The organism is Thioalkalicoccus limnaeus, from assembly GCF_041197575.1.
Classification (GTDB): domain Bacteria; phylum Pseudomonadota; class Gammaproteobacteria; order Chromatiales; family Chromatiaceae; genus Thioalkalicoccus; species Thioalkalicoccus limnaeus.
In genome coordinates, this window is record NZ_JBDKXB010000026.1 from 1 (window position 1) to 25,252 (window position 25,252).

Annotated in this window: 29 protein-coding genes; 11 read left to right on the plus strand and 18 right to left on the minus strand. The window is 65.8% G+C overall.

Annotated elements, in window-relative coordinates; all coding sequences use genetic code 11:
- Nucleotides 1–97: 97 nt before the first annotated feature.
- Entirely contained in the window at nt 98–577 is a 480-nt protein-coding gene (locus tag ABC977_RS14905) for a coiled-coil domain-containing protein (RefSeq protein ID WP_369668066.1), read from the minus strand.
- A gap of 240 nt (nt 578–817) precedes the next feature.
- On the opposite strand from ABC977_RS14905, the gene ABC977_RS14910 reads away from it, so the two are divergent.
- The 3 genes from ABC977_RS14910 (at nt 818) to ABC977_RS14920 (ending at nt 1,794) form a co-directional block, all read left to right on the plus strand.
- Nucleotides 818–985, plus strand: coding sequence for a hypothetical protein (locus tag ABC977_RS14910; RefSeq protein ID WP_369668067.1), 168 nt, complete (start codon nt 818–820; stop codon nt 983–985).
- A 153-nt stretch (nt 986–1,138) separates the two neighbouring features.
- Nucleotides 1,139–1,387 carry a type II toxin-antitoxin system Phd/YefM family antitoxin gene (locus tag ABC977_RS14915; RefSeq protein WP_369668068.1) on the plus strand — a complete coding sequence of 83 codons (249 nt, stop codon included), beginning with the start codon at nt 1,139–1,141 and terminating at the stop codon, nt 1,385–1,387.
- Complete coding sequence (locus tag ABC977_RS14920; protein ID WP_369668069.1) at nt 1,387–1,794, plus strand: type II toxin-antitoxin system VapC family toxin; 408 nt, start codon at nt 1,387–1,389, stop codon at nt 1,792–1,794. Before ABC977_RS14915 ends, ABC977_RS14920 begins: the two co-directional genes overlap by 1 nt.
- A gap of 482 nt (nt 1,795–2,276) precedes the next feature.
- Here the strand turns inward: ABC977_RS14920 and ABC977_RS14925 are convergent, their stop codons facing one another.
- From ABC977_RS14925 to ABC977_RS14940, 4 genes are all read right to left on the minus strand, one after another.
- On the minus strand, nt 2,277–2,618 hold the full coding sequence (locus ABC977_RS14925; RefSeq protein WP_369668070.1) for a DUF5615 family PIN-like protein: 342 nt from the start codon (nt 2,616–2,618) through the stop codon (nt 2,277–2,279).
- Complete coding sequence (locus tag ABC977_RS14930; RefSeq protein ID WP_369668071.1) at nt 2,618–2,881, minus strand: DUF433 domain-containing protein; 264 nt, start codon at nt 2,879–2,881, stop codon at nt 2,618–2,620. Before ABC977_RS14930 ends, ABC977_RS14925 begins: the two co-directional genes overlap by 1 nt.
- Nucleotides 2,882–3,228: 347 nt before the next feature.
- The gene (locus ABC977_RS14935; protein WP_369668072.1) at nt 3,229–3,654 is read right to left on the minus strand and encodes a coiled-coil domain-containing protein; all 426 of its coding nucleotides are present in this window, start codon (nt 3,652–3,654) and stop codon (nt 3,229–3,231) included.
- 394 nt (nt 3,655–4,048) lie between these two features.
- Nucleotides 4,049–5,008, minus strand: a complete 960-nt coding sequence (locus tag ABC977_RS14940) for a SphA family protein (protein ID WP_369668073.1) — start codon at nt 5,006–5,008, stop codon at nt 4,049–4,051.
- A 431-nt stretch (nt 5,009–5,439) separates the two neighbouring features.
- Here ABC977_RS14940 and ABC977_RS14945 point away from each other — a divergent pair, with 431 nt between their 5' ends.
- The 4 genes from ABC977_RS14945 to ABC977_RS14960 are packed head-to-tail and all read left to right on the plus strand — an operon-like array spanning nt 5,440 to nt 9,219.
- Nucleotides 5,440–6,756 (plus strand): protein kinase domain-containing protein, encoded by a 1,317-nt coding sequence (locus tag ABC977_RS14945; protein WP_369668074.1) that lies wholly within the window; start codon nt 5,440–5,442, stop codon nt 6,754–6,756.
- A gap of 16 nt (nt 6,757–6,772) precedes the next feature.
- A complete protein-coding gene (locus ABC977_RS14950; protein ID WP_369668075.1) occupies nt 6,773–7,474 on the plus strand; it encodes a vWA domain-containing protein in 702 nt (233 codons plus the stop codon).
- A 9-nt stretch (nt 7,475–7,483) separates the two neighbouring features.
- On the plus strand, nt 7,484–8,374 hold the full coding sequence (locus ABC977_RS14955) for a PP2C family serine/threonine-protein phosphatase (RefSeq protein WP_369668076.1): 891 nt from the start codon (nt 7,484–7,486) through the stop codon (nt 8,372–8,374).
- A complete protein-coding gene (locus ABC977_RS14960; RefSeq protein ID WP_369668077.1) occupies nt 8,371–9,219 on the plus strand; it encodes an Lcl C-terminal domain-containing protein in 849 nt (282 codons plus the stop codon). The genes ABC977_RS14955 and ABC977_RS14960 overlap by 4 nt, the downstream gene beginning before the upstream one ends.
- A gap of 87 nt (nt 9,220–9,306) precedes the next feature.
- Here ABC977_RS14960 and plsY read toward each other — a convergent pair whose 3' ends face one another.
- The 13 genes from plsY to ABC977_RS15025 form a co-directional block, all read right to left on the minus strand.
- Nucleotides 9,307–9,915, minus strand: coding sequence for a glycerol-3-phosphate 1-O-acyltransferase PlsY (plsY, locus tag ABC977_RS14965; RefSeq protein WP_369668078.1), 609 nt, complete (start codon nt 9,913–9,915; stop codon nt 9,307–9,309).
- Between the two features lie 33 nt (nt 9,916–9,948).
- Entirely contained in the window at nt 9,949–11,283 is a 1,335-nt protein-coding gene (gene hslU, locus ABC977_RS14970; RefSeq protein WP_369668079.1) for an ATP-dependent protease ATPase subunit HslU, read from the minus strand.
- Between the two features lie 94 nt (nt 11,284–11,377).
- Nucleotides 11,378–11,923 (minus strand): ATP-dependent protease subunit HslV, encoded by a 546-nt coding sequence (hslV, locus tag ABC977_RS14975; protein WP_369668080.1) that lies wholly within the window; start codon nt 11,921–11,923, stop codon nt 11,378–11,380.
- 119 nt (nt 11,924–12,042) lie between these two features.
- A complete protein-coding gene (locus tag ABC977_RS14980; RefSeq protein WP_369668081.1) occupies nt 12,043–12,405 on the minus strand; it encodes a gamma-butyrobetaine hydroxylase family protein in 363 nt (120 codons plus the stop codon).
- Between the two features lie 80 nt (nt 12,406–12,485).
- On the minus strand, nt 12,486–13,364 hold the full coding sequence (gene speE / locus ABC977_RS14985; RefSeq protein ID WP_369668082.1) for a polyamine aminopropyltransferase: 879 nt from the start codon (nt 13,362–13,364) through the stop codon (nt 12,486–12,488).
- A gap of 16 nt (nt 13,365–13,380) precedes the next feature.
- Nucleotides 13,381–13,722 (minus strand): ArsR/SmtB family transcription factor, encoded by a 342-nt coding sequence (locus ABC977_RS14990; protein ID WP_369668083.1) that lies wholly within the window; start codon nt 13,720–13,722, stop codon nt 13,381–13,383.
- Nucleotides 13,723–13,743: 21 nt separating this feature from the next.
- Nucleotides 13,744–14,619, minus strand: coding sequence for a response regulator (locus ABC977_RS14995; protein WP_369668084.1), 876 nt, complete (start codon nt 14,617–14,619; stop codon nt 13,744–13,746).
- 107 nt (nt 14,620–14,726) lie between these two features.
- On the minus strand, nt 14,727–17,105 hold the full coding sequence (locus ABC977_RS15000) for an ATP-binding response regulator (RefSeq protein WP_369668085.1): 2,379 nt from the start codon (nt 17,103–17,105) through the stop codon (nt 14,727–14,729).
- Nucleotides 17,102–17,599 (minus strand): peroxiredoxin, encoded by a 498-nt coding sequence (locus ABC977_RS15005; protein WP_369668086.1) that lies wholly within the window; start codon nt 17,597–17,599, stop codon nt 17,102–17,104. The genes ABC977_RS15000 and ABC977_RS15005 overlap by 4 nt, the downstream gene beginning before the upstream one ends.
- A gap of 85 nt (nt 17,600–17,684) precedes the next feature.
- Entirely contained in the window at nt 17,685–18,593 is a 909-nt protein-coding gene (gene xerC, locus ABC977_RS15010; RefSeq protein WP_369668087.1) for a tyrosine recombinase XerC, read from the minus strand.
- Nucleotides 18,586–19,266: a DUF484 family protein gene (locus ABC977_RS15015; protein WP_369668088.1), complete on the minus strand. Its 681-nt coding sequence runs from the start codon at nt 19,264–19,266 to the stop codon at nt 18,586–18,588. The genes xerC and ABC977_RS15015 overlap by 8 nt, the downstream gene beginning before the upstream one ends.
- Nucleotides 19,263–20,090: a diaminopimelate epimerase gene (dapF, locus tag ABC977_RS15020; protein ID WP_369668089.1), complete on the minus strand. Its 828-nt coding sequence runs from the start codon at nt 20,088–20,090 to the stop codon at nt 19,263–19,265. Before dapF ends, ABC977_RS15015 begins: the two co-directional genes overlap by 4 nt.
- Nucleotides 20,091–20,209: 119 nt before the next feature.
- Nucleotides 20,210–20,851, minus strand: a complete 642-nt coding sequence (locus tag ABC977_RS15025) for a class I SAM-dependent methyltransferase (RefSeq protein ID WP_369668090.1) — start codon at nt 20,849–20,851, stop codon at nt 20,210–20,212.
- 544 nt (nt 20,852–21,395) lie between these two features.
- Here ABC977_RS15025 and ABC977_RS15030 point away from each other — a divergent pair.
- The 4 genes from ABC977_RS15030 to hypE all read left to right on the plus strand — a co-directional run bounded on the left by ABC977_RS15030 (nt 21,396) and on the right by hypE (nt 25,169).
- The gene (locus ABC977_RS15030) at nt 21,396–22,463 is read left to right on the plus strand and encodes a nickel-dependent hydrogenase large subunit (protein ID WP_369668091.1); all 1,068 of its coding nucleotides are present in this window, start codon (nt 21,396–21,398) and stop codon (nt 22,461–22,463) included.
- 263 nt (nt 22,464–22,726) lie between these two features.
- The gene (locus tag ABC977_RS15035) at nt 22,727–22,978 is read left to right on the plus strand and encodes a HypC/HybG/HupF family hydrogenase formation chaperone (protein WP_369668092.1); all 252 of its coding nucleotides are present in this window, start codon (nt 22,727–22,729) and stop codon (nt 22,976–22,978) included.
- Nucleotides 22,975–24,111, plus strand: coding sequence for a hydrogenase formation protein HypD (gene hypD / locus ABC977_RS15040; protein ID WP_369668093.1), 1,137 nt, complete (start codon nt 22,975–22,977; stop codon nt 24,109–24,111). The genes ABC977_RS15035 and hypD overlap by 4 nt, the downstream gene beginning before the upstream one ends.
- Nucleotides 24,111–25,169: a hydrogenase expression/formation protein HypE gene (gene hypE / locus ABC977_RS15045; RefSeq protein WP_369668094.1), complete on the plus strand. Its 1,059-nt coding sequence runs from the start codon at nt 24,111–24,113 to the stop codon at nt 25,167–25,169. The genes hypD and hypE overlap by 1 nt, the downstream gene beginning before the upstream one ends.
- Nucleotides 25,170–25,252: the final 83 nt, after the last annotated feature.

Sequence of the window (25,252 nt, forward strand, 5' to 3'; positions counted from 1 at the left end):
TACCATCGCGTCTCTCTCCCCACGCGGCTCCCCGTCGCGCTGGTAGAGCGGGCAACCAGCGTCCGTCCCGCGCGCGGACGAACGCCCAGCGGGCGGCTCAGAGCAGTTTCACCAGGGCCGCGATCGCGGCGACTTGGGCGAACATCAGCGGCACGATCCACTTGAGAAGATCGACCTTGGTGCGCGCCACCTCGCCGCGCACCTGCTCGATGTCGAGCTTGAGCTCGGCACGGACCTGCTCGATCCCCTTTTGCAGGCGCAGCTCGCTTTCGCGCAACGCACCGCGGACCTGCTCGATGTCCAGCTTGAGCTCGGCACGGACCTTCTCGACCTCCGCGCGAACCTGTTCGATGTCGAGCTTCAGCTCGGCGCGGACCTGCTCGATCTCAGCACGGACCTGCTCGATTTCCTTCTGCAAGCGCAGCTCGCTCTCGCGCACGTGACCCTGGGTCGCCAATTCCGGAAGATGCGGATAGCGTTCTTCCAAGCGCTCGAAGGCCTCGGCGATGACACGCGCCCGTGCGCGATCGTCGGGAGCCATGGTCAGGGCTTCGTAGAGTGCAACGCTCGAACTCATGGTATTACTCTGCCATCGGGCCGGCGCCACGGCAAGGCGCCCGAGGGAGGAGGGGGGAAGGCTTCGGCGCCGGCGGAGAGGAAGAGATAGACGGAGTGGTCTGTTTTCATCGGAGAGTGTGGTCGGCGGGTTCTCGTTCAGGCGCTAAGGGCTTCGTTCCGCACAGCGGACCTTACGAAGGGTTCGGGGTTCGCAACATGCCTAAACCGCCATCGACAACCGATAGCCTCGACAGCAAAGATGCCGATCCGGCGCGGTTGCGGACGCTTCGGCGTGGAATACGCACGTGGCCCATTTCGCCGGCTGGAGCTTCTTCGTCAGCACACCTTTGTGCCGAGGCTTGGCTTCGGCTTCTACCCGGCCGTGCAGGCCTCCAACGTCGATCCGATTCCGGCACTGCGCCCGTGAGCGGCGTGGACCCGAGTGCGGCCTCGGCGTGTGCCCCGATGATCCGGCCGGGTACGAGAAGCTGTGCGAGTCTCCCTGACCCCGACCGTGCCTCGACCCTTGTCGCGTCGGCCGTGCACGTTTATCCTTCAGTTAGCTAACCGGAGACTAACCATGCAAACCCAGTTCAACATCCACGAGGCCAAGTCACACTTGTCCCGGCTCATCGAACAGGTGGAGGCCGGTGGCGAGGCCGTCATCGCCCGCGCCGGCAAGCCGGTCGTGCGCCTGGTGTTGGTCGGTGAGGCACCGCAGCGGCGCGTGCTCGGTCGGCTAGAAGGCTGCTTCAAGCTGCCTGACGAACAGGCACCGTCGATCCCGGAGACCCCGGTTGACTTCATCGACGCCGTCGAGGGCCGCTGATGCGGGTGCTGACCGACACCCACATCCTGCTGTGGGCCTTGTTGCGGCCCGCGCAACTCGATGCAGCATGCAGGGACGTGCTCGAATCACCCGATCATCGGATCTTCTTCAGTGCCGTCAATATCTGGGAGATCGCGATTAAACGCGCCCTCGACCGCCCGGATTTCGACGTGGAGCCTGATGCGATCCATCGCGCGGCACTGGAAACCGGCTTTCGCGAGCTGCCGATTTCCGCCGTCCATGCCGCTGCCGTCCGTCACTTGCCGGTTCACCATCGCGATCCGTTTGACCGCCTGCTGATCGTCCAGGCGCAAACCGAGCCGCTGCTGTTGATGACCGATGACCCGCTGATCAGCCTTTACTCGGTTCAGCGGCTTGGCGGGGTCGCAGCCGGCAAGAAGGCGTAGGCAAATGATCAGGTCTGGGAATGGGGTCAGGTCTTGAAATGCAACATTTCGTGCGGGAGGAGGGGTCAGGTCTTGTCTTTTGCTCGTTTCGGGCTCTGTATTGGGCCTCGAGAACCGGACAATAGTTTAAGCTGGCTGCCCGGGGGCGGGGTCAGGTCTCGAAAAGTAACCTCCCTGGCTACCTTCTCCTGACCCGACCGCAAAGGCGACCGCTTCGGCGGTCTCTCCTTGTGCCTGGCACCATCCCGTCTCTCCCCGCGCCGTTCGGGATCCGGAAGCTCGGGGTCTCGCGTTGTAGCCATCCGGGCTCGACCCGGCAGTCCGGCAGGGGATTCAGGTTGGGGCTTGCGCGGGCTCGGGGTTTTGAATGGGCCGGGTGCTCCCCGAACGGTAGGGCGATGCTTGGGGCTCGGGGATCTTGAAATCCACGAGGACAAACGGTGCAATCCGCGCAGACGTGCAGCCCTATCGATCTTTCGCGGTCATTCGATCGTCTCGATGCGGTCTTGGTAAATCCGAACTAAGCGGTTACCTGTGCTCAACGCGATGGCTTGCGGCCACATTCGGGTTAGCAGGCCGTGGAAGTCTCGCATCCGCATGTTCCCGATACGAATGTGAATGACCCGTGGCGGTGGAGAACTCACCACGATTCGATCCGAGAAGTCGGTATCTTTCGACACGATCACCATGTCGCGCTCACGAGCGTACTCCCAAATCTGAGTGTCCGTCCAGGTTTCACCGAGATCGCGCATGTGCGAACAGTCGCCACCCGACCACAAAGCGAGACGATACGGGAGGTTGACATCGATTAGGAAACGCGGCATCAGGCGACATCACGCAGCGTATAGCGACGGGCCATCAAGTGAGCGGCAAAGCGCAGGCAAGCATCGATGTCTGCCGGCTCGAGCGAGGGATACTGGCGCAAGATCTCGTCGCGGGATTCTCCCGCGCTCAGAAAGCCGAGAACCGTCTCGGCGGTGATCCGCATGCCCCGGATGGTCGGATGGCCATTGCAGATGTCTGGGTGAACGGTGATCCGGCCATCCAAATATTCGAGCGAGGCGTCATGGTCGAGGACGGCATTCATCGCGCTTTAGGCCCCAAGTCAGATAGACGTCTGAATGATAGCAAGGTCATGAAGAAAAAGCCGGAGGGAGGAGGGGGTCAGGTTTTGTCCTTTGCTCGTTTCGGGCTCTGTATTGGGCCTCGAAAACCGGACAATAGTTTAAGCTGGCTGCCCGGAGGCGGGGTCAGGTCTCGAAAAGTAACATCCTTGGCTCCCTTCTCCTGACCCGACCGCAAAGGCCAGCGCTTCGGCGGGCTCTCCTTTTGCCGGGTACCATCGCGTCTCTCTCCCCACGCGGCTCCCCGTCGCGCTGGTAGAGCGGGCAACCAGCGTCCGTTCCGCGCGCGGACGAACGCCCAGCGGGCGGCTCAGAGCAGCTTGACGAGGGCCGCGATCGCGGCGACTTGGGCGAACATCAGCGGCACGATCCACTTGAGCAGATCGACCTTGGTGCGCGCGACCTCGCCGCGCACCTGCTCGATCTCCTTGAGCAGCCGCAACTCGGTCTCACGCAACGCACCGCGGACCTGCTCGATATCCAGCTTGAGCTCGGCGCGGACCTGTTCGATCTCGGCACGGATCTGCTCGATGTCCAGCTTGAGCTCGGCGCGGACCCGCTCGATCTCCTTCTGCAAGCGCAGCTCGCTCTCGCGCACATGACCCTGGGTCGCCAATTCCGGCAGATGGGGATAGCGCTCTTCCAAGCGTTCGAAGGCCTCGGCGATGACGCGCGCCCGCGCGCGCTCGTCCGGGGCGCTGGTCAGGGCTTCGTAGAGTGCAACGCTCGAAGTCATGGCCTTACTCTGCCATCGGGCCGGCGCCACGGCAAGCGATCACGGGGCACTGGGAGCAGGGGAAGGTGTTCACGTCTCGAAAAGTCACATCCCTGGTTCGCGTCTTCTTGCCGGACCGCAAACGAAACGGCTCCGGCGGTCTCTCCTTCTGCCGGGTAGCCATGCCCGCACCCGCCTCGCCGGCAACGCGAGGTGGTGGGATGCGTAAGCTGGGTCGGAGCGGCTGCTCAGCGGGCAGATGAACAAGATGGGCGGATCGATCTCGGGGAGGGACTGCGCCGTTTGCCGACGTCGGCGCTCGGCACCAAGGCCGCCCGCCCCCAGCCCCTGAGCCCCGACGTGAACCGGACGGTGTTGTGTGACCGGGTGCTTCGCGAGCCCCCGGTCGTGTTGGTCAATGGAAGTGATGCACGAAGCGCAGGTTGAAGCGCGAGCCCTCGGGCCGGTTTTCGGCTTCGGTCTCCCAGTAGGCGTTGAAGAAGAGGTGATTGTGTCGTGAGAAGTGATAGACGAGTCCCGGCCCGATGCCGAGCACCTGTTCCTTGCTGTCCGGCAGCCGATTGCCGTCCACCTTGGCATCGGTGATTTGTTTCAGGTAGTAGCCATTGAGGCCGAGCCGCAGGCGCTGGGGGAGGATTTCGTAAGCGCTGGCGAAGTTGACGTGGATGGCTTGTCCGGCCTGGCTGTCGTTGGCGCCCAACGGGACCCAGGGGTCATTGTTTTCAGCGTTCCAGAGGTAGTGCAGGCGCCAGGATAGCGTCCATTCCGGCGTCAAGAAGGCGGTGGCGGCCCAATAGGGGTTGAAGGAGAAGAAGTTGCTGCCCGGGTTGAGCGCACGCTTGCTGTCGTATTCTCCGGTCGGCAAGATCATCTGGAACTCGATGCGGTGCACGAACCTTGGGCCATTCGGCCCCATGATGGGGTCCCACTGCAGGTAGGGACCGATGAGCAGATCCCCGACGCCACTGTTGGTCGAGAGGACGAAGTTGTCGTCGGGCTTCAGATCGAAATCCGCGAAGGGCAGCATCAGGTTGATGCCCCACTTGCCCTCGAACAACAGCGGCTGGTCAGACTGATAGATGACCTGGGCCAGCGCGACGTTGACGTCTACCTCGGCCTTCTTCAGGCCTTCCACTGTCGGTAATCGCACATCCCTGCCATCCCCATCCTTGAGCCGGCCGTCGCGGTAAGCTTGCAGGTAGAGCTGGGCGTACCAGCCCGGGCCGGATGGAGGCGCACCGTCGAGAAAACTGGTGAAGCCCAGATTGACAGCGGGAAGTTGCTGGCCGGTAACCGAATGGCTCGCCAGGCACGCAACGCAAAGCCCCAGTATAATTGATGTTTTTTTGTTCATATCGTTGCCTTCACTTGTGTCCGGAGATCATGGGGACAGGAAGGTCTCTCGATCAGGCGCATTCCGCCTCCCCCTGGCCCTGGCCGCGATTGTACTTGGCCTCAAAAAGAAAGGCGGCTTCGGCTTCGCACTGGCGCCTGTCGATGCTCGAGGGCAGCGCGCCTGTTCAGGCCGCGGGGTGGGCGGCAGCAACGGCGCCTGCATTTCCTGCACAGCGTGCGGTCCTAGTCCCTCGCCTCCCGTATAGATCTGTTTCTTGGGGGCGGTGCTTCGGTCCGGTGGCCAAAGAGGCACTACGACGGTATAGTCCTGGCTGGAAGCAAAAAGCCTCCGGCCAGTCGGGTTGATGTCGGCGTGGCGGGCGCTGTCGTGGACCCGAGCGCACAAGGGGGCCGTACGAACAGAACGACCAGTCGCGACGGGAACACCTCATGCACCAATTGCTGCAACTCGGCACCACCGTGCAGTCTGCCTCCGGTCACCCTTGTGTCATAGAGGCCTTTCTTGGCGGGGGAGGGCAGGGTGAGGTCTACCGCGCCGTGACCAACGGGCAAACCCTGGCGCTCAAATGGTATTTTCCGGAACAGGCGACGGCCGCGCAGCGCAACAATCTCGAGACCTTGATTCGCAAGGGGCCACCGAGCAACCCTTTTTTGTGGCCGCTTGAACTCGCCCATTGCGATGAGGTGCCGGGATTCGGCTACCTGATGCCGTTACGCGAACCCCGCTACAAGGGGCTCGTGGATCTGATGAAGCGGCGTATCGAACCCTCGTTCCGATGTCTCGCGACCGCGGGATTGCACTTGACACAGTCGTTCCTCGATCTCCATGCACAGGGCCTGTGCTATCGCGACATCTCGTTCGGCAACGTCTTCTTCGACCCGGACTCCGGTGCTATCCAGGTCTGCGACAACGACAACGTCGCGATCGATGCGGCCATCGACACCGGCGTCCTCGGCACGCCACGCTTCATCGCGCCGGAGGTCGTGCGCGGGGAGGCGGCGCCGAGTACCCAGACCGACCTGTTCTCGCTCTCGGTGCTGCTGTTTTATCTGTTCCACATCCACCACCCACTCGAGGGGCAACGCGAGGCCGAGATCAAGTGCTTCGATCTGCCCGCGATGAACCGGCTCTACGGCGCCGAGCCCCTGTTCATCTTCGATCCGCAGGACAATCGCAACCGCCCGGTTCCAGGCCTGCACGATAACGCCCTCGAGTTCTGGCCGCTGTACCCTAAGTTCCTGCGCGATCTCTTCGTGCGGGCCTTCACCATCGGTTTGAACGATCCGCATGAACGTGTTCGCGAGAGCGAATGGCGCGCCGCGCTGAGTCAGTTGCGCGATGCGATCTACTACTGCGGCCAGTGCGGCGCGGAGCACTTCTTCGATGACGAAGGGCCCGAAGCCGGCGATGACGAGACCGGAGCCTGCTGGGCGTGCCGGCAGCCGTTGATGCGGCCCTTTCGGTTGCGCATCGGGCGCACCCTGGTCGCGCTGAACCATGACACTCGGCTGTACGCCCATCATCTCGATGATCAGCGTCGTTATGACTTCGGCGAACCCTTGGCCGTGGTGCAGCGGCATCCGCGGCACCCGGACATCTGGGGTCTGAACAACCGCTCGACGGCGACCTGGGTCATGACCGCGCCCGATGGTTCGACGCGCGAGGTCGAACCGGGGCGCAGCCTGACATTGACCGCCGGTGTCAAGGTCGATTTCGGCTACCTCGCCGGTGAAATCCGCAATTGATCCGAGGAGTTTCCTTATGGCGATACGTCCCGGCGGCGAGTTGGCGACCCGCCCGCTGCATTTCATCTGGATCACCGATCGCTCGGGGTCCATGTCCACGGATGGCAAGATCCAAGCGCTCAACAACGCGATCCGTGAGGCCCTGCCGCACATGCGTGCGGTCGCCGACGACAACCCGAACGCCGAGGTGCTGGTTCGCGCGCTGCGCTTCTCGAGCGGGGCGGAGTGGCATGTCGCGGCGCCGACGCCGGTCGCGGATTTCAAATGGGTCGATCTGACGGCCCACGGTGTGACCGACCTCGGCTATGCGCTGAACATGGTCGCCGAGCAATTGCGCATCCCACCGATGACCGATCGGGCCTTGCCACCCGTTCTGGTGCTGATCTCCGACGGTCAGCCGACCGACGACTTCAATGCCGGCCTGCAGGCCTTGATGGCCGAACCCTGGGGCCGGAAGGCGGTGCGTATCGCGATCGCGATCGGCGAGGATGCCGACACCGAGGTGTTACAACAGTTTATCGGCCATCCCGAGCTGAAGCCGTTGCAGGCGAACAATCCGGAGGCCTTGGTGCGCCACATCAAATGGGTGTCGACCGCGGTGCTGAAATCGGCCTCGTCGCCGGCCAGCCAGGCTGGCGATGTGCCGGCCGGCCTCAACGTGCCGATTCCGGCGACGCCGGTCGAGACCGACCGCGAGAAGGTCGATGATGTCTGGTGATGACCGTCCGTGACCGCGTGGCGGACCCTCCAGGCCAGCGTCCGCGGTGCCGCGCACCGGCGTTCTGGCTTGCCGAATCAGGATGCGGTGCGGATCGTCCGCGCGCCGGGTGGGCAGGCATTGATCCTGGCCCTGGCCGATGGCCATGGGAGTGCCCGGTGTTTTCGCAGTCAAGTCGGCGCCAAGTTGGCCGTTGCGAGTGCGCGGCGCCTGGCGCGGCGCCTGCACGAACCGGCGAGCCTCACGCAGATCAAGCGTTGGGCCGAGGAGCAGTTGCCGGTGGAGCTAGTGCGTTCCTGGCGCGAACGCGTCGAGCAGTCGTTGGCGCGTTATCCGATTACCGAGGCCGAATTGGCCGCGTTGGACCTGGCGGGCCGGCGGGCGCTCGATGCCAATCCTTGGCTCGCCTATGGCACGACGCTGTTGACGGTGGCCATTGCCCCGACCTTCGTCTTCTTCCTGCAGCTCGGCGATGGTGACATTCTGACCGTGTCCGACGAGGGGCAGGTCGACCGGCCGCTACCACCGGACGAGCGACTGATCGGCAACGAGACGACCTCGCTCTGTTCGCATCAGGCTTGGAAGGAGGCCCGGGTGACCTTTCAGACCCTGGCCGGGGTCCCGCCGGCCCTGATCCTCGCCGCGACCGATGGCTATGCGAACTCGTTCCGGGACGAGGGCGGTTTCCGGCAGGTGGCGCGAGATCTTTGGGCGATGATCCGCGACGAGGGTCTGGATCCGGTTCAGTCGCAATTGAAGGGTTGGCTGAGCGAGGCGTCCGAGTTCGGCAGTGGCGACGACATCACGGTTGCGCTGGCCTGTCGTCGGGACATCGATCGGGCGATCGATGCCGCGGCAATCCGCGATCCCGGGGCCGCAGAGGGGGCCGAATCCGAATGAACGGCTTGCCGCGCCAGACGCTCAGGGACCTGATCCTCTATCATGGGCGGTCGCTGTGCGAAGATCCACGCCGTTGCGAGGCCCTACTGAAGGATCATTGCGGGACCCACAAGCGCGAGATCGCGGTCCTGATGGCGGCCCTCAGGGATCAGGTGCCGCGCGATCTGCTGTCGTCGGCCGCCGGGGTCCCGCCGGCCCTGGTACAGGCCCGTCTGGTGCGCCGCCTGTACGATCACCTCGGGATCGCCGAGCCCTTCGCCGCGTGGGCGGTCGAATCCTGGATGTTGGCGCTTGGCCTGCCGGTCGAACCCGCCGTCGCCGCGGCGAGCGCGCGGCGGATCCAGGTCACTCCGGGGCAGGCCCCGCTGCTGGCTGGCCGTTATCAGGATCTCGGCAACGGGACCCTGGTCGATGTCATGACCGGCCTTCAGTGGATGCGCTGCGCCTTGGGCCAGGTGTGGCAGAACCAGACCTGCAAGGGGCAAGCCGAGCGATTGCCGTGGTCGGCTGCGCTCACTGCCGCGGAACGCTTCGGGCGCAGCGGGGGCTATGCCGGTCACGCCGATTGGCGCGTGCCGACGATCGAGGAACTGCGGTCGTTGATTTGCTGCACCAGCGGGCGCCCGCGCGTCTGGAACGACACCGGCGAGGAGTGCCACGGGGATTTCGAGCGCCCGACGCTCGACCGCGATGCCTTTCCGGGCGCGCCGAGCGCGAGCTTCTGGTCCGCGTCCCCAGACGCCTCCGACCCGAGCTATGCCTGGCTGGTCTATTTTTCCAACGGCTGTATCAACTACGGTCTGAAGCACCAACCGGGTTGCGTGCGCCTCGTGCGCGTGCGCTAGCGCTGCCCGCGGTTGGCGATGTCCTGACGCGGACGTCGACCTCCCGCAGATCGGGCGGCGTTGCCGCCATCGTTCCGCGCGCCCGCTTCAGTTCTCCTGTCGTGTCGAATCGAGACCCAGGCGTCCTTCCGTCCCGTCGAGGAGCTTGCGGATGTTGCTGCGATGGCGCCAGAACAGCAGCAGGCTGATCAGGATCTGGGCGGCCACCAGCGCGGGCTCGGGCCAGAAGAGCCAGACGATCACGGGTGCCAGGGCCATCGAGATCAGGGCCGACAGCGATGAGATCCGCATCACCTTGGCGATGAACAGCCAGATGGCGGCGACCGTCAGGCCGATTGGCCAATAGAGACCAATCTGCACGCCGAGCGCCGTGGCCACGCCCTTGCCGCCGCGAAAGCCGAAGAACACCGGGTACAGGTGCCCGACGAAGGCCGCGACCCCGATCAGCGCGAGGCCCTCCGGGCCGACCCCGAACAGGTGACCGACCAGCATCGGCAGCAGCCCCTTGAGGCTGTCGCCGAGCAGCGTGATCGCCGCGGCCTTCTTGCCGCCGATACGCAGCACATTGGTCGCGCCCGGGTTGTTCGAGCCCTCGGTGCGTGGGTCCGGCAGGCCCATCAGGCGGCACACGATGATCGCGCTGGACACCGAGCCGAGCAGATAGGCGGCGCCGACAAGGAGCAGGGTCATGATCATGGTGGCTATCGCGATCAGCTGGTTAGGTGGCGGTCACAGGATGTAGCGCGACAGATCCTCGTCGGCGACGAGTTGCGACAGGTTCTGATCGACATAGGCCGCGGTGACCTGGATCGTGACCCGGTCGAGATCGGATGCGTTGAACGAGACGTCTTCCAGGAGCCGTTCCATGACCGTATGCAGCCGACGGGCGCCGATGTTCTCGGTGCGCTCGTTGACCTGCCAGGCGATCTCGGCGATCCGCCGAATGCCGTCTTCGGCGAACTCGAGACCGACACCTTCGGTGCCGAGCAAGGCCCGGTATTGGTCGGTCAGCGAGGCGTCGGGTTCGGTCAGGATGCGCACGAAGTCCTCGGTGGTCAGCGCTTTGAGCTCGACGCGGATCGGCAGACGGCCTTGCAACTCCGGGATCAGATCCGATGGCTTGGCGAGATGGAAGGCGCCCGAGGCGATAAAGAGCACGTGATCGGTGCGGATCATGCCGTATTTGGTCGAGACGGTCGTCCCTTCGACGAGCGGCAGCAGATCCCGTTGCACCCCTTCGCGCGAGACGTCGGCCCCGCCCATGTGCTCCGTCCGGCGCGTGACCTTGTCGATCTCGTCGAGAAAGACGATCCCGGTCTGCTCGACCAGGTTCACGGCACGCAGCTTGATGTCTTCCTCGTTGAGGCGCTTGGCCGCCTCCTCGTCGCGCAGCACCTTCAAGGCCTCGCGGATCTTCAGCTTGCGCCGCTTGGTGCGGCCGCGGCCCATGTCCTGGAACAGGTTCTGGAGCTGATTGGTCATCTCCTCCATGCCGGGCGGGGCCATGATCTCGACCCCGAGCGGGGCTGCGCTGACCTGAACCTCGACCTCGCGGTCGTCGAGCGCGCCGGCGCGCAACCGTTCGCGCAGCTTCTCCCGAGTGGCGGCCGCGACCGGTTTGCTCTGGCTGTCCTGCTCGAAACTCGTCGGGGGCGGCAGCAGGATATCGAGAACCCGTTCCTCGGCGGCGGCCTCGGCCGTCCCGGCCAGCTTCTCCATCTCCTGCTCGCGGACCATCTTGACGGCGATGTCGGCCAGATCGCGGATGATCGACTCGACATCCCGCCCGACATAGCCGACCTCGGTGAACTTGGTGGCTTCGATCTTGATGAAGGGCGCATTGGCGAGCCGCGCCAGGCGGCGCGCGATCTCGGTCTTGCCGACACCGGTCGGCCCGATCATCAGGATGTTCTTCGGCGTGATCTCGGAGCGCATCGGCTCGTCGATCTGGGCGCGGCGCCAGCGATTGCGCAGCGCGATGGCGACGGCGCGTTTGGCTTCGTCCTGACCGACGATGTGTTTGTTCAGTTCTGCGACGATCCGTTGCGGTGTGATATTCGACATGCAGGCATCCAGGGGTTCGGCTCAACGGAAGCGACGACCTTCGGGTCGCCCGGCGATGGTCCGGCAGCGGGCGGCGATCCGCCCGTCGCGGCCCTCAGCCTTCGGCGACCAATTCCTCCAAGACCAGATTGTGGTTGGTATAGACGCAGATGTCGGCGGCGATGCCGAGCGCCCGCTCGACGATCTCGCTGGCACTGAGGTCGGTGTTCTCGAGCAGGGCGCGCGCCGCGGCCTGGGCGTAAGGACCGCCGGACCCGACCGCCATCAGCGAGTGTTCGGGCTCGACCACATCGCCGGTGCCCGAGATGATCAGGGACACATTGACGTCGGCGATGCACAGCAGGGCCTCGAGCCGGCGCAGCATGCGGTCGGTCCGCCAGTCCTTCGCCAGTTCGACCGCCGCTCGGGTCAGGTTGCCCTGGTGTTTCTCCAGTTTGCCCTCGAAGCGCTCGAACAGCGTGAAGGCGTCCGCGGTCGCGCCGGCGAACCCGGCGAGGATCCGGTCCTTATACAATCTTCGGACCTTGCGCGCGTTGCTCTTCATGACGGTCTGGCCAAGCGATACCTGACCATCGCCACCAATCACGACCCGTCCGCCGCGTCGCACCGAGAGGATCGTGGTTCCGTGTAACATTTCCATCGGACTGGTTCTGGGCCGGCGCGCCAGATCGGCACGCGAATGGTTGCGAAGCCGACATGATACGCGACTGAATGCCGATCTGTCAGGGGCCGACGCGGCGGGATGTGCCGCCCGTCCTGTCAACCATCGAGCGGTCTGCGCGTCGTTCCGGTCCGCTCGAGTTCGGCGAGGTACTCCTGCCACAGGGCCTGCTGGTGCGTCGCGATCTGATAGAGGTAGTCCCAGGAATAGATACCCGTGTTGTGCTGGTCGTCGAAGTGCAGACGGACCGCGTAATGCCCGACCGGTTCGATCCGGTCGATGTTCACGCGCTCCTTGCCGACCTGCAACACCCGTTGACCGGGTCCGTGGCCCTGGACATCGGCCGATGGCGAGAAGACGCGCAGGAACTCGCAAGGCAGCTGGAAATGGCTGCCATCGTCGAAGCGGACCTCTAGCACGCGGGACTGGCGGTGCAGGCTCAGTTCGGTGGGTGTGGGCATCGCGAACACCAATTAAGTGAATCGAAGAACAGGATGCGGCATTGACGCGGGCGCGGCCGGCCCTGCCGTCCCGGCCGCGCCTAGCGCTGGCCTGACGTCCGGTCGCCGCCCGATAAGGCGTGACGCAGGTATTCGGGTAGCGCGAAGGCGCCACGGTGGATGTCGGCGTTGTAGTAGCGGGTCTCGAAGGGGCGATTCTCGACGTCTTCCTCGCGAAATCCGGCGATGGGGCCATCTTTGCAGGCCATGGTCGCGCTCCACCACCCGGACGGGTAGATCGGCTGCGGGAAGAACAGGGTTCGCGCATCGGCGAAGCCCGACTGGCGCATCGCGCCATGCATGGCCGCGATCAGCTGGTCATCGAACAGCGGCGATTCGCTCTGTTGGATCAGCAGTCCGCCAGGGCCGAGCGCGCGATGGCAGTCGGCGTAGAAGGCCGCCGTGAACAGACCTTCGGCGGGGCCGACCGGGTCGGTGCTGTCGACGATGATCAGGTCCAGCTCGCCGGCCGGGGCCGCCCGGACCCAGGCGATGCCATCGTCGAACAAGAGTCGCGCGCGCGGGTCACGGTTGCTGGCGGTAAGCTCCGGGAAATACTCCTCGGCCAGCCGGGTCACCCGTTCATCGATGTCGATCTGGACGGCTTCGGTCACGCTCGGGTGCTTGAGGACCTCGCGCAAGGTCCCGCAGTCGCCGCCACCGATGATCGCGACCCGCCGTGGTCGCGGGTGCGTGAACAGGGCCGGGTGGGCCATCATCTCGTGGTAGAGGAAGTTGTCGCGCTGGCTCAGCATCGTGCAGCCGTCGATGACCATCAAGTTCCCGAAACGGGTGGTCTCGTAGATCGCGATCGTTTGAAACGGGGTTTGTTCCTCGTGGCGCTTCCCGCGGATCTCGAGCGAGAAGGCGCTGCCGTCTTTGGCCAGGATCTCCGTGAACCAGTGGGTGGGATCGAGCATGGGGGCCTCGGTGGGGTCAGCCATTGGGATAGCGGTCATCGAGATTGGCCGGGCAGAGTACCTCGCGCATGATCCCGATCAGCTCCAACAACTGGTGATTGCGGATCCGATAGAAGATGCGGTTGGCCTCCTTGCGGGCGACCAGGATGTTCTTGTTGCGCAACTGTTCCAGGTGCTGCGAGATGTTGCTCTGCGAGGTCCCGGTGCGCTCGACGATCTCACCGACCGACAGTTCTCGCTCGCCGAGGGAGCAGAGGATCTTCCAGCGCAACGGGTGGGCCATGGCCTTCAGCGCATTGGCGGTCAGGACCGTGGCCTCGTGTTCGTCTTGCGGCGGCATGGCGGGCGAGTCGGTCATCGTCGGCGTCCTCCAGGCGGGTCATTGTGCGACCGGCCGCGCCGGCGGTGCCGTCGGGGCGTCATCGATGCGCGTGTAGCCGGTCATGTTCTTGGCAATGCAAATGATATCCGTGATCTGCCCACCAGGGTCCTTGATCGCGGTACGCGAAAAGAGGATCGGCACCCGGCGGCCGTCTTGTGCGATGAAGCGGGCGGCGATCTGCTTCAAGGCGCCGGTGCGGATCAGTGCCTCGAGCCAGATTCCCATGAAGGCGCCGGCCTGCTCGTCGGCTTCTTCCTCGAAGACGTCACCGATGTTCATGCCGAGCAGGTCCGATTCCGGGTACTGAAGCATCTCGCAGGCGGCGGGATTGACCATCTTGATGGTCCCCTCCGGGGTCAGGACCAGCAGCGCCTCGCCCATGTAACGGATGATGTTGGCCAATGACTGATGGGCGCGGTCCAGTTCGGCGGTTCGTTCGGCGACCTGTCGCTCGAGCTCGCGATTCAGGTTGCGTTCCTTCTCGATCAGGCGGAAGTAGGTGCTGATCTTGTTCAGCAACTGGTTGTCTTCGATCGGCTTCAGCAGGTAGTCGACGGCGCCGACCGCGTAGCCGCGCTGCTGGAACTCCTCGGATTTGAAGGCCGCCGTGACGAAGATGATCGGAATATCACGGCTGCGCTTGCGCAGCTTCAGCAGCGACGCGGTCTGGAATCCGTCCATGCCGGGCATCTGGACATCGAGGATGATCAGGTCGATGTCCGGGTGTTCGAGCGTCAGGTCGATCGCGGCATGGCCCGAGGTCGCCTCGAGGATCGCGACGTCCATGTGCTTGTGGATCAACGTCCTCAGTGTGAACAGGTTGTGGGCGTGATCGTCGACGATCAGGAGTTTGAAGCCTGGGTAGCGACTCATGTCGGATTCGTCATTTCACGCGGCTGATTCGTGTTTCGGGCGAGCGGCTCATCGCGTGGCCCGCGACAGGATGCGCGTTGCCGGGATTGGTAGAGGACATCGTTGTTTCATGACTCGCGCGCGCCGGCTCGGAGCACCGCTCGCCCGGGCTTGGTCGCGCGGCGGCGCAAGAGGCGCCGCAGCCGTGTTTGTAAGGCCCCCGGCGCGATCGGCTTGACCAGCAGGCCGACGGCGCCGGCATCGGTGCAGGCCGCCCGCCACGACTCGGTCGTTCGATCGCCCATGATCAGGATCGGGGTTTGCTGGCTGGTCAAGGTATCGCGTATCGCCTTGATGCTATCACAGGTGGCGCTCGGCGACAGGAGGGCCGCGAGCAGGATCAGCGAGCAATCGCCGTCGTCGCGCAGGGTCTCGATGGCCTCGTCGGTGTCGGGTGCGGTCTGTAAGCGCAGCCCCAAATCCTCGAGCGCGGCCGTCACGGCCACCAGATTGTCGACATCCCGCTCGACGACCAGGACCCAGCGCGCCTCGAGGTCCGCGTCGCGCGCATCCGCGGTTTGCTCCTCGCCGTCCGGTTGCTCGGGTGCCGCGGGCTCGTCCGGCGGGGGCGGCGTCCGCGCGCCTTCCAGGTCCAGCTCGCGCGGCAGGTCGAGGGTGAACGAGGCCCCTTCGCCGGCGGCACTGCGCACCCGAATGCGGCCGCCGAGCAGGTGGGCCAGTTCGCGACTGATCGACAACCCGAGCCCAGTGCCTCCGTAGCGTCGACGCGTCGAACCGTCGGCCTGCTGAAAGGCCTCGAAGATGATCTCCTGCTTGCTCGGCGGGATGCCGATGCCGGTATCGGAGACCCGAATCGCGATCGGCCGGTCACGGTCCTCGCTCGTCTCGATGGCGACCACGACCTCGCCGCGGTCGGTGAACTTGGCCGCGTTCGACAGGAAGTTCTTCAGGATCTGGCGGAGCTTGTCGCGGTCGCTGAAGACCCAAGCAGGGCCTAGATCGCCTGGCTCGAAGCGCAGGGCGAGGTCCTTTGCGGCGAACTGCGGCGCCACGAGCACGAGCAGTTCCTCGACCAGCGCCCCGAGCTCGATCCAATCGGCCTCGATGCGGACCCGGCCGGCTTCGATCAGCGAGATGTCGAGGATGCTGTCGATCATCGCGCGCAGATCGCAACCGGCCTCGTGGATGACCTGGGCTTGGCGTTGCTGTTCCGGGTCGAGACCGGACTGGCGGTCGGCGAGGAGCTTCGAGAGCAACAGGATCGAATTCAGCGGTGTACGCAGCTCGTGGCTGATGTTCGCGAGGAATTCGCTCTTGTAGCGATACGAGCGTTCGATCTCGCGCGTGTAGGTGCGAGCGGCGCGCAGGTGCTCGGCGTGAGTGCCGGCCAGTGCCGTCAGCTGTTCGCCGAGCTGCCGGATCTCGCGCGGACCCCGCCAGTCGAAGCGCAATGGCTCGCCGTCGCGGAGGATGCGCCCGATCCCGCCGGTCAGTTCGTGACCGAACCGCTCGGCTCGGGCCGCGATCCACCGGGCCAGGATCATGACGACGCCGACCAGGACCAGCACGATGCTGAGGACGCGCAGGATCATTTCGTCGCGGAAGCGATCGATCGGCGAGGGGTCGACCGGGCGTCCGACCCACAGCGGGGTGGCATCCTCGGTCAGGAACATCGGCACCCAGAGCCATGGCGGTCCCTGGTCGCCGCGCCACAAGGCCAGCTTGCCCGCGGCGAAGATCTCGGCCAGGCCGGGGAAGTCATCGAAGGCCGCTGGGCGGTCGCGCGGCGGTTGGCCCGGCCGCAGGTAGCTGCCGTCCTGATTGACCCACCAAGTGTCGCGATAATATTGCGCAAGGCCGCCGACGTCGATCCGCAGGACGACGACACCGATCGGCGGCTGGGTCGGGTCGGTGCCGACGCCAGCGCCGATCGGGCTGATCAGGTCCAGATTCAGCAGTTGGCGCGGGTCCTCGGCCCCGGCGCGCGGATCGATGCGGATCCGGCTGACGAGGACGCTGCCCGGTTGTACGCGCAAGCCGGCCTCGATGAAGCGGTCGTCGGGGGCCGATGGGGGGTGGGGTGTCGGGCGCCACTGTTGACTGAGCATGTCCCGGGCGAGCCAAAAGCGGTCCCGGCCTTCATCGGTCAGGAACAGGAGGTGCACGACGTCGTGCTGATCGGCCAGGATCTGGTTGATCCAGGCCGTATAGCGCGCACGCGAGAGGTCGATATCCTCGTCGTCACCGGCGATGCCGAGGATCAGCCCGGGCTCCGGCAGTTTCGCCAACAGGCGGATCATCTCGTGGCGGCTGGCCAGGTGCTGGTCGAGATCACGGAAGTCGGCGCGCAGATTCTCCAGGTAGGCCTTCTGATAGAAAAGTGTCGTGCGGTCGAGGATCAGCGGCAGGTTGAACAGGAGCGCGAACAGCAGCGGCGTGAGGCCGAAGACGAGCAGGAAGACGAGGATCAGCTGGCGCAGGCTCACGTCGCGGCCGATGATATCGCCGCATCGGGTGGCAGAGCTCGCACCAGATCGAGCACCTGACCCGCGTGGCCACGTGGCTTGACGTCGTACAGCGCGTGACGGATCCGCCCGTCCGGGGTGATGATGAAGGTCGAGCGAAGGATCCCCATCCGCCGGTCACCATGGGCTTCCTTGACGCGCCAGACACCGTAAGCCTCGCAGACCTCGCCGTCGAGGTCGGCCAGCAGCCGCACGCTGATCCCGTGTTTGTCGCGAAAGGCGCCGTGGCTGACGCAGCTGTCACGGCTGATACCGAGGATCTCGGTTCCCAGCGCCTCGTAGTCGGGATGCAGGTCCGTGAATTCGAGGGCCTCGAGGGTGCAGCCGGGCGTATCATCGCGCGGGTAGAAGTAGAGCACGACCCGCCGTTGGCCCAGAAAACGTGACAAGTCCACACGTTCCAGGTCGGCGTCGAGCAGGGAAAACAGCGGGGCCTGATCGCCTGTCTGCAGCATGGTCGCTCCGATCGTCTGATGTCATGCTCGCGGCACTGTATGGACCTGACCCGGGCGCGTCAACCGCGGCGAGCGTGGCTTTGCATCAGGGCTTTTTCTTCGCGCGCGGGTGGGTTTGATCGTAGACCTGGGCCAAATGCTGGAAGTCCATGTGCGTATAGATTTGCGTCGTTGCGATATCGGCATGGCCGAGCAACTCCTGGACCCCGCGCAAGTCGCCGGACGATTCGAGCAGATGGGTCGCAAACGAATGGCGCAGCAGATGGGGGTGGAGATCGCGGCCGGCGCCCCGGGTTCGCCCCCAGCGGGCGAGTCGCTGTTCGACGGTGCGGCGGTGGATGCGGCCACCGCGGCGGCTGACGAACAGCGCGGTTTCGCCGGGGTCGGCGAGCGTACCGCGTATCAGCAGCCATTGACGCAACGCATCGCGCGCCTTGGCGCCGACTGGCACGCGGCGCGTTCGTGAGCCTTTGCCGATGACGGTGACCAGCCCATCGACCAAATCGAGGTCGGTGAGATCGACGGCCACGAGCTCGGCCAGCCGCAACCCCGAGGAGTAGAAGAGCTCGACGATCGCGGTGTCCCGGGTCGCCAGGGGGCCGTCATCGCTGTCGTCGTCGAGCAGCGCGCCAAGCTGGTCGGCATCGAGCGTCGCGGGCAGCCGCCGCACGGTCTTCGGGGCGCGCACGCCGACCGCCGGGTTGCGGCCGATGAGCCGTTCGCGCAGCAGGAACCGAAACAGGCTACGCAACGCCGACAACTCGCGTTGCAGGGTCTTGCCGCCAGCACCGCGGCGGTGGCGCCACGCGACGTACCGGCGGACCGCCAGGTCATCGAGATCGGACCAGCGCTCGATTCCCTGATCTTGGCACCAGGACTGAATGCGGCACAGGTCGCGCCGGTAACTGGCGACCGTCAGCGGCGAGGCGCGGCGCTCGTGTGCGAGATGCGCAAGGAACGGCTCGAATGAATCGGGCGCGCCCGCGTCAGGCATGGGCCAGGGCCAGGAGCCGTTGACTGACGATTTGGCCGACTCGATCGAGCAGGTCCGTGGCGCGGTCCGCTCGGAAACGCTCCGGATTGCCGCTGCCGATTGCCAGTACACCGAAGTGCGGTTCGGCATGAATCGGGATCAAGGCGGCACACGCGAGGGTGTCCCCTCGATCGGCGAACAGCACCTGATTCTTGTCGGCATCGAGCGGCCCGCACAGCGCGTGAGGTCGGTCGACGAATTCGAGGAAGGACTGGGTCAGCGGGTCCTGCTGGGCCAGATCCGGATCGAGTGGGAACAGCTTCAAGGCCACCGCATCGGCGCGAAACGCGCTCCGCAAATCCTCGTCGAGGACGGCTCGGACCCGGTCGATGTCGCGTGCTGCGATCAGCCGCAAGGTCAGTGTGTGCAGCCGGTCCGAGACTTCCTCGTAGTCATGCGCGCGCGCGATCAGATGTGCCAGACGACGCTGCTCGCGCTCGAGGCGTTCGCGCAGGACCGCGACCTGGTGTTCGATCAGCGACACCGCCGCACCTGTTGGATGCGGGATCCGCAGGTGCAAGACCAGTTCTGGCCGTTCGAGGAAGAACTCCGGGTGTCCGCTCAGATAGGTGGCGACCGCCTCGGCGTCGAGTGGCCGGCTGGTGCTGCTTCGCGTCGCTCGCCCGCGGCTCATGACGCGAGTTCGCCGTCGAAAACCCGGGTCGCCGGTCCGATCATCCCGATGGAGGTATCGCCGCCCGGCCATTCGATGGTCAGCTCGCCGCCGGGGAGCTCGATCTGCACCCGCTCGCCGAGCAGACCCCACTGGCGGCCGCAGACGACGGCGGCGCAGGCGCCGGACCCGCATGCGAGCGTCTCGCCGACGCCGCGCTCGAAGACGCGCAGCCGGGCGCGATCCGTGGCGAGCACCTGCATGAAGCCGGCATTGACCCCCTCGGGGAAATCCTGATGTGCCACGATCAGCGGTCCGAGTCGTTCGATCGGGGCCCGATCGAGGTCATCGACGAGCGTCACCGCGTGAGGGTTGCCGAGCCCCACGACACCGATCGCCAGGTTTCCGGTGGCGAGACCGAGCACATACGCGTTGGCTCGCGCCTGGGCCAAGAAAGGGATCCGACGTGGGTCGAACTGGGGCCGGCCCATGTCGACGTGGACCCGACCATCGGCGAGCAGTGTCAATTCAATGACACCCGCCGCGGTGCCAACGCGGATCCGGTCTTTGTCGGTCAGCCCCTGGTCGCGGACGAAACGGGCGAAACAACGAGCGCCGTTGCCGCATTGTCCGACCTCGCCGCCATCGGCGTTGAAGATCCGATAGTGGAAATCCGTCCCCTGCGCGCGGGGCTGTTCGACGATCAGGACCTGGTCGCAGCCGATGCCGAAGTGGCGGTCAGCCAGCATCCGGATCCACTCCGGTGAGGGTTCGAGCGTCTGGCGCAGGCCATCGAGCACGACGAAGTCATTGCCCAGGCCATGCATCTTGGTGAAGCGGATCATTGGGTCGGACTGTCTATCGCGTCATCAGTTGGGTCACGGCCCGGGTGCCAGCCGTGCCGACGAAGGGCGTAGTAACCTAACGCCCGTTATCAAGAGTCAAGAGTAAGCATTTGGCCTCTTTAATTCAATCTTCGGTGTTCGGCCGCCTCACTGGTTCGCCGATCGGGCTGCGGTAAGCGCCGGGCCAAGGCCGCCGTGTAGTGCGGCCCTTGTTTGAGCTTCTCGTAGTTGCCGAAGACCTCGAGCAGGTTGCGCTTCATGTACTGGCGCAGGCCATTGATGGTCACCAGGTACAGGCGCCCGTCGGGGCGCAGTCGAGTGTGGGCATCATGCAGCAGCAAGGCCAGCAGTTCCTTGCCAACCTTGGCGGGGACGTTGCTGACGATCAGGTCGAAGCGCCGCCGCGGCTCGATCTGATCGAAGCCGTTGCTGAGCTGGACCTCGATATGATTCAGGCCATTGCGTGCGGCATTGGCCCGCGCATACTCGACGGCAACGAAATCCTTGTCGACCATCAGGACCCGGCCAGCCGGCGCCCCGACCGCGAGGGCCAGGCCCAGCGCACCGTAACCACACCCGAGATCCAGGCACTCGTCGTCGGGGCGCACGCTGATCCGCGCGAGCAGCAGCCGCGTGCCTTCGTCGATCTCGCGCGGTGAAAACAACCCCCAAGTGCTGTGTAAGGTCAGCACGCGGCCGCCGAGTTCGGCGGTGAACACGATGTCCCGGCGCAGCCGGGCCAGTTGGTCCTTGCTCAGCATGATCGCTCGTCGTTTCTCGTCAGGGACTGGCCGGCCGCGGGCATGGGCTCCACACGGTCGACGGGCCTTGGTTCACGGATTCGGCGTTCGCTCGTGGCGCTGTCGTACCCGTCGCACATGGGTTTTGCGGTAGGCGAGACGTGTCGATCGTGCCCGAGGGCAAGGCACCGCGACGAGTCATGGCGAGCTCGAAGGCGAGCAGCCGCGTCACCGCGCAACACCGCTATCGGGTGCGAGACTCGTGCATCGCGGCGGAAGATCCGTGGGAGACGATTATATCGTAGGGTCGGGCCATTGGGTTGGCCCTCCTGGCCAGAGGCTCACCGAACGATCGGGTTGGCCGAGGGGCATCCCCGATGTGGGCCGGAGTCTGGGGCCGAAAACGTCGCATTTCACATCGTTTCCGACGCGCCGGATTCGGATAGACTCGGGCCTTGACGCGTTCTTCACGGAGGCATGGGCGATTGACGGCGACGACCTGACCGGCTGGATCGAGGCGCGCATCTCGCGTGACGGCGACGGGGTTCGCGTGCGGTTGCGGTCGATGCGCCAGCCGTCATCGGTCGGGGCCTTCGTCGGTCGAGAGGCGGTCGAGATGGCGGCCCTCGTTCCGGCCTTGTTCCGACTCTGTGCTGCGGCGCAGGCGGCCGCTTGCGCCGCAGCGCTCGAACAGGCTCGGGGCCGATCCGCGCCTTCGTCGGAGCGCCGCGCCAGGGCGCGGCGGGTTGCGGCGGAGACGGTGCGAGAGCACCTCTGGCGCATTCTGCTCGATTGGCCGCTGGCGCTTGGCGAAGCGCCGCAGGTCAGCGCGATGGCCGAGGTCATCGCGCTCCATGACCGCTGGCGGCAGGAGCCGGCGTCGCACCCGGTCGGGGCGCGATCGGCGGCCGAGGTGGCGCTCGGTCGGCACGTCGCCGAATGGGTGTTCGGTCGCGCACCGCGGGCCTGGGTCGCCGAGATCGGCGATCGCGCCGCGTTGACCTATTGGTCCGAGCACACCGGGACCCCGGCGGCGCGACTGTGCCGGGTCTTGTTGGCGACCGGCCGCGGGGGATTCGGACGCTGTGCGGTGCCGCCGCTGCCGGATTGCGCCGGCGGTGCGTTGGCCACTGTGTTGGGTGGCCCCGAGGCCGCCGCGTTCATCGCCGCACCGACCTGGGCTGGCCGGCCGCATGAGACGAGTCCGCTGACGCGGCGGGCGGATCACCCGTTGATCCGCGACCTGGATCTGGCCTTCGGTAACGGCTTGGTGACCCGGTTGGCCGCGCAACTCGTCGAATTGGCCGACCTGATCGAGCCGGCCGCCAGCGATGTCGCCGGTCGCTTCGATGCCGTCAGCCCGGATTCGGCGATGGGTACCGGGATCGGCCTGGTGCCCGCGGCGCGCGGGTTGCTGGCCCATTGGGTGCGATTGGACGGTGATCGTATCGCCGACTATCGAATCCTGGCCCCGACGGACTGGAATGGCCACCCGGACGGGGTCCTCGCGAGCGGGTTAGCGGCCTTGATCGACGCCGCCGGCCCCTCCGCCGACGCCTGGGCACGGCTCTTCGTGGCGGCGGTCGACCCCTGCGTGGCTTGTGAGCTGGCATACGACGCAGCCGGCGACTGACGGCCATCGGTTGCGCCCTGATATCGAGGGTTGCAAAAGTAATCGCAGACGGCTCGCTGCGACACGCTGCAAGGACATCCGTGTCAGCTCGACGGCGGGATCCCTCCCGCCGACGGTCGCCGCGAGCCGCCTCCGATTACTTTCGGGACGATTGATATCTCGGTTGACGCGGCGCGTCCGGCCGAGGATCGTGCGGACCAGCATCCTGATCGTCGACAGGTTCGGCGCCCATGATTAAACTCTTGACTCGGAAACCAAAGCCCATGTGTCTAGCCATTCCTGCTCAAATCATCGCCATCGAAGCCGACGGTCGCTCGGCCACCGTGGCCCTCGGTGGCATCCACAAGGCTGTCTCCCTGGCCCTGATCGAGGACGCGGTCGTCGGTGATTATGTCCTGCTCCATGTCGGCTATGCGCTGAGCAAGATCAGCGCCGAGGAGGCCGAACGGACCCTTGCGCTGATGGTCGAGGCCGGCTTGTTCGAAACCGCGCCGGCCGCGCCCGATGCACGATGAGGTACGTCGACGAATTTCGCGACCAGGACCTCGCGCGCGGTCTCGCTGCGGCGATCGCGGCGGCCGTCGAGCCCGATCGCGAGTATCGGCTGATGGAGTTCTGCGGTGGCCACACCCATGCGGTGTTTCGCCATGGAATCCCGGATCTGATGCCGTCGAACCTGCGCTTTCTGCACGGCCCAGGCTGTCCGGTCTGCGTGCTGCCGATGGCCCGTCTCGATCAGGCGATCAGGCTCGCGCTCGAGCATCCGGTGACCCTCTGTACCTACGGCGACCTGCTGCGGGTGCCCGCGACCGGTGGGCAGACGCTGTTCAAGGCCAAGGCCGCCGGCGCCGACGTCCGTCTGATCTACTCGACGCAGGACGCCTTGGCGCTGGCCCGCCGCGATCCGGATCGTCAGGTGGTCTTCCTCGCGATCGGCTTCGAGACGACGACGCCGCCGACCGCGGTCGCGATCGAAACAGCGCGTGCCGAGGGTCTTGCGAACTTCTCGGTCCTCTGTAATCACGTGCTGACCCCACCGGCCCTGCGTGCGATCCTGGCCAGCCAGGACTCCGGCGGGTTGCGAATCGACGGTATCCTGGGGCCCTCGCATGTCAGCACGCTGATCGGCTCGGAGGCGTACCGCTTCGTGCCGGACGAATTCGGGCTGCCGATCGTGATCGCTGGGTTCGAACCGCTCGACGTCATGCACGCGACCCTGATGCTGGTGGACCAGATCAACAGGGGGCCGGTCCGGGTCGACAACCAGTATCGTCGGGCCGTGACCGCGTCGGGCAATGCGAAGGCCCTGGCGCTGATGGCCGAGGTCTTCACGCGGCGGGCCGCATTCGAATGGCGCGGCCTCGGGGTCCTGCCGGACAGTGCGCTCGCGATCGCCGAGCCCTACGCCGACTTCGACGCCGAACGCTGCTTCGCGGTCCGGGTCGCGCCCGGGCGCGAGGTCAAGGGCTGCGACTGTGCCAGTGTCCTGCGCGGCGTCAAGACGCCGACCGACTGCCGGCTGTTCGGCCGCGTCTGCACGCCGGACAACCCATTGGGTGCCTGCATGGTCTCGTCCGAGGGGGCCTGCGCGGCCTATTGGAGCTACGGTCGTTTCCGCGGCGCCGGCGCGACGGGGCAGGTGGCTTGATGGCCAAGCGAGGTTCGACCGATCGCGGTTTCACGGCGCGGCTCGATCTGCGCAACGGCGCGGTCGAGATGGGCCATGGGGCCGGCGGTCGGGCGATGGCGCAACTGATCGACGAACTCTTTCAGCGGCACCTCGACAACCCCTTGCTGCGTCAACACAACGACCAGGCGCTGTTCACGCCGCCGCCGGGCCGGTTGGTGATCAGCACCGATGGCCATGTGATCACGCCGCTGTTCTTTCCGGGCGGCGATATCGGCAGTCTGGCCGTGCACGGGACCATCAACGATGTCGCGATGGCCGGCGCGCGGCCTCTTTATCTGGCGGCCGGCTTCGTCCTCGAGGAGGGTTTCCCGCTCGCCGACCTCGACCGTCTGGTCGCGAGCATGGCGGCCGCGTCGCGGTCAGCCGGTGTGCCGATCGTGACCGGCGACACCAAGGTGGTCGAGCGCGGCAAGGGCGATGGTTGTTTCATTACGACGACCGGCCTCGGTGTCGTGCCCGATGGCGTCGCGATCTCGGGCGACCAGGCGCGGCCCGGCGATGCGGTCCTGGTCAGCGGCTCGCTCGGTGATCATGGGGTGGCGATCCTGTCGCAGCGCGAGGGGCTCGGGTTCGCGACCGAGATCCGCTCCGATAGCGCGGCGCTGCACGATCTGGTCGCGGCGATGGTCGCCGCGGTGCCCGGCATCCATTGCCTACGCGACCCGACGCGCGGCGGTCTGGCCACGACGCTGAACGAGTTGGCGCGGCAATCCGGGGTCGGCATGCGTCTTCGCGAGGCGGCGATCCCGATCCAGCCCGCGGTCGCGGCGGCTTGCGAGCTGCTCGGGCTCGATCCCCTCTATGTCGCGAACGAGGGCAAGTTGGTGGCGATCTGCGCAGCCGACGACGCCGACATCTTGCTTGCCGCAATGCGTGCCCACCCGCTCGGTGCGCAGGCCGCGCGGATCGGGGAGGTCGTCGCCGATCCGCACCGGTTCGTGCAGATGGAGACGCGGTTCGGTGGTCAACGGATCGTCGATTGGCTCGCTGGTGAACCGCTGCCGCGGATCTGTTAGCGAGGCATTGAAGGATTCAGCGCTTCCCGTGAGGGACAGGAGGCAGGAGCTCCGCCGTGTTCCGTCGCTGGTTTTGGGCCAGG

Bases quoted from the DNA above. Each gene is read 5' to 3' on its own strand.
- ABC977_RS14905 (WP_369668066.1), bottom strand. From the start codon at position 577: ATGAGTTCGAGCGTTGCACTCTACGAAGCCCTGACCATGGCTCCCGAC.
- ABC977_RS14910 (WP_369668067.1), top strand. From the start codon at position 818: ATGCCGATCCGGCGCGGTTGCGGACGCTTCGGCGTGGAATACGCACGT.
- ABC977_RS14915 (WP_369668068.1), top strand. From the start codon at position 1,139: ATGCAAACCCAGTTCAACATCCACGAGGCCAAGTCACACTTGTCCCGG.
- ABC977_RS14920 (WP_369668069.1), top strand. From the start codon at position 1,387: ATGCGGGTGCTGACCGACACCCACATCCTGCTGTGGGCCTTGTTGCGG.
- ABC977_RS14925 (WP_369668070.1), bottom strand. From the start codon at position 2,618: ATGCCGCGTTTCCTAATCGATGTCAACCTCCCGTATCGTCTCGCTTTG.
- ABC977_RS14930 (WP_369668071.1), bottom strand. From the start codon at position 2,881: ATGAATGCCGTCCTCGACCATGACGCCTCGCTCGAATATTTGGATGGC.
- ABC977_RS14935 (WP_369668072.1), bottom strand. From the start codon at position 3,654: ATGACTTCGAGCGTTGCACTCTACGAAGCCCTGACCAGCGCCCCGGAC.
- ABC977_RS14940 (WP_369668073.1), bottom strand. From the start codon at position 5,008: ATGAACAAAAAAACATCAATTATACTGGGGCTTTGCGTTGCGTGCCTG.
- ABC977_RS14945 (WP_369668074.1), top strand. From the start codon at position 5,440: ATGCACCAATTGCTGCAACTCGGCACCACCGTGCAGTCTGCCTCCGGT.
- ABC977_RS14950 (WP_369668075.1), top strand. From the start codon at position 6,773: ATGGCGATACGTCCCGGCGGCGAGTTGGCGACCCGCCCGCTGCATTTC.
- ABC977_RS14960 (WP_369668077.1), top strand. From the start codon at position 8,371: ATGAACGGCTTGCCGCGCCAGACGCTCAGGGACCTGATCCTCTATCAT.
- plsY (WP_369668078.1), bottom strand. From the start codon at position 9,915: ATGATCATGACCCTGCTCCTTGTCGGCGCCGCCTATCTGCTCGGCTCG.
- hslU (WP_369668079.1), bottom strand. From the start codon at position 11,283: ATGTCGAATATCACACCGCAACGGATCGTCGCAGAACTGAACAAACAC.
- hslV (WP_369668080.1), bottom strand. From the start codon at position 11,923: ATGGAAATGTTACACGGAACCACGATCCTCTCGGTGCGACGCGGCGGA.
- ABC977_RS14980 (WP_369668081.1), bottom strand. From the start codon at position 12,405: ATGCCCACACCCACCGAACTGAGCCTGCACCGCCAGTCCCGCGTGCTA.
- speE (WP_369668082.1), bottom strand. From the start codon at position 13,364: ATGCTCGATCCCACCCACTGGTTCACGGAGATCCTGGCCAAAGACGGC.
- ABC977_RS14990 (WP_369668083.1), bottom strand. From the start codon at position 13,722: ATGACCGACTCGCCCGCCATGCCGCCGCAAGACGAACACGAGGCCACG.
- ABC977_RS14995 (WP_369668084.1), bottom strand. From the start codon at position 14,619: ATGAGTCGCTACCCAGGCTTCAAACTCCTGATCGTCGACGATCACGCC.
- ABC977_RS15005 (WP_369668086.1), bottom strand. From the start codon at position 17,599: ATGCTGCAGACAGGCGATCAGGCCCCGCTGTTTTCCCTGCTCGACGCC.
- xerC (WP_369668087.1), bottom strand. From the start codon at position 18,593: ATGCCTGACGCGGGCGCGCCCGATTCATTCGAGCCGTTCCTTGCGCAT.
- ABC977_RS15015 (WP_369668088.1), bottom strand. From the start codon at position 19,266: ATGAGCCGCGGGCGAGCGACGCGAAGCAGCACCAGCCGGCCACTCGAC.
- dapF (WP_369668089.1), bottom strand. From the start codon at position 20,090: ATGATCCGCTTCACCAAGATGCATGGCCTGGGCAATGACTTCGTCGTG.
- ABC977_RS15025 (WP_369668090.1), bottom strand. From the start codon at position 20,851: ATGCTGAGCAAGGACCAACTGGCCCGGCTGCGCCGGGACATCGTGTTC.
- ABC977_RS15030 (WP_369668091.1), top strand. From the start codon at position 21,396: ATGCGCCAGCCGTCATCGGTCGGGGCCTTCGTCGGTCGAGAGGCGGTC.
- ABC977_RS15035 (WP_369668092.1), top strand. From the start codon at position 22,727: ATGTGTCTAGCCATTCCTGCTCAAATCATCGCCATCGAAGCCGACGGT.
- hypD (WP_369668093.1), top strand. From the start codon at position 22,975: ATGAGGTACGTCGACGAATTTCGCGACCAGGACCTCGCGCGCGGTCTC.
- hypE (WP_369668094.1), top strand. From the start codon at position 24,111: ATGGCCAAGCGAGGTTCGACCGATCGCGGTTTCACGGCGCGGCTCGAT.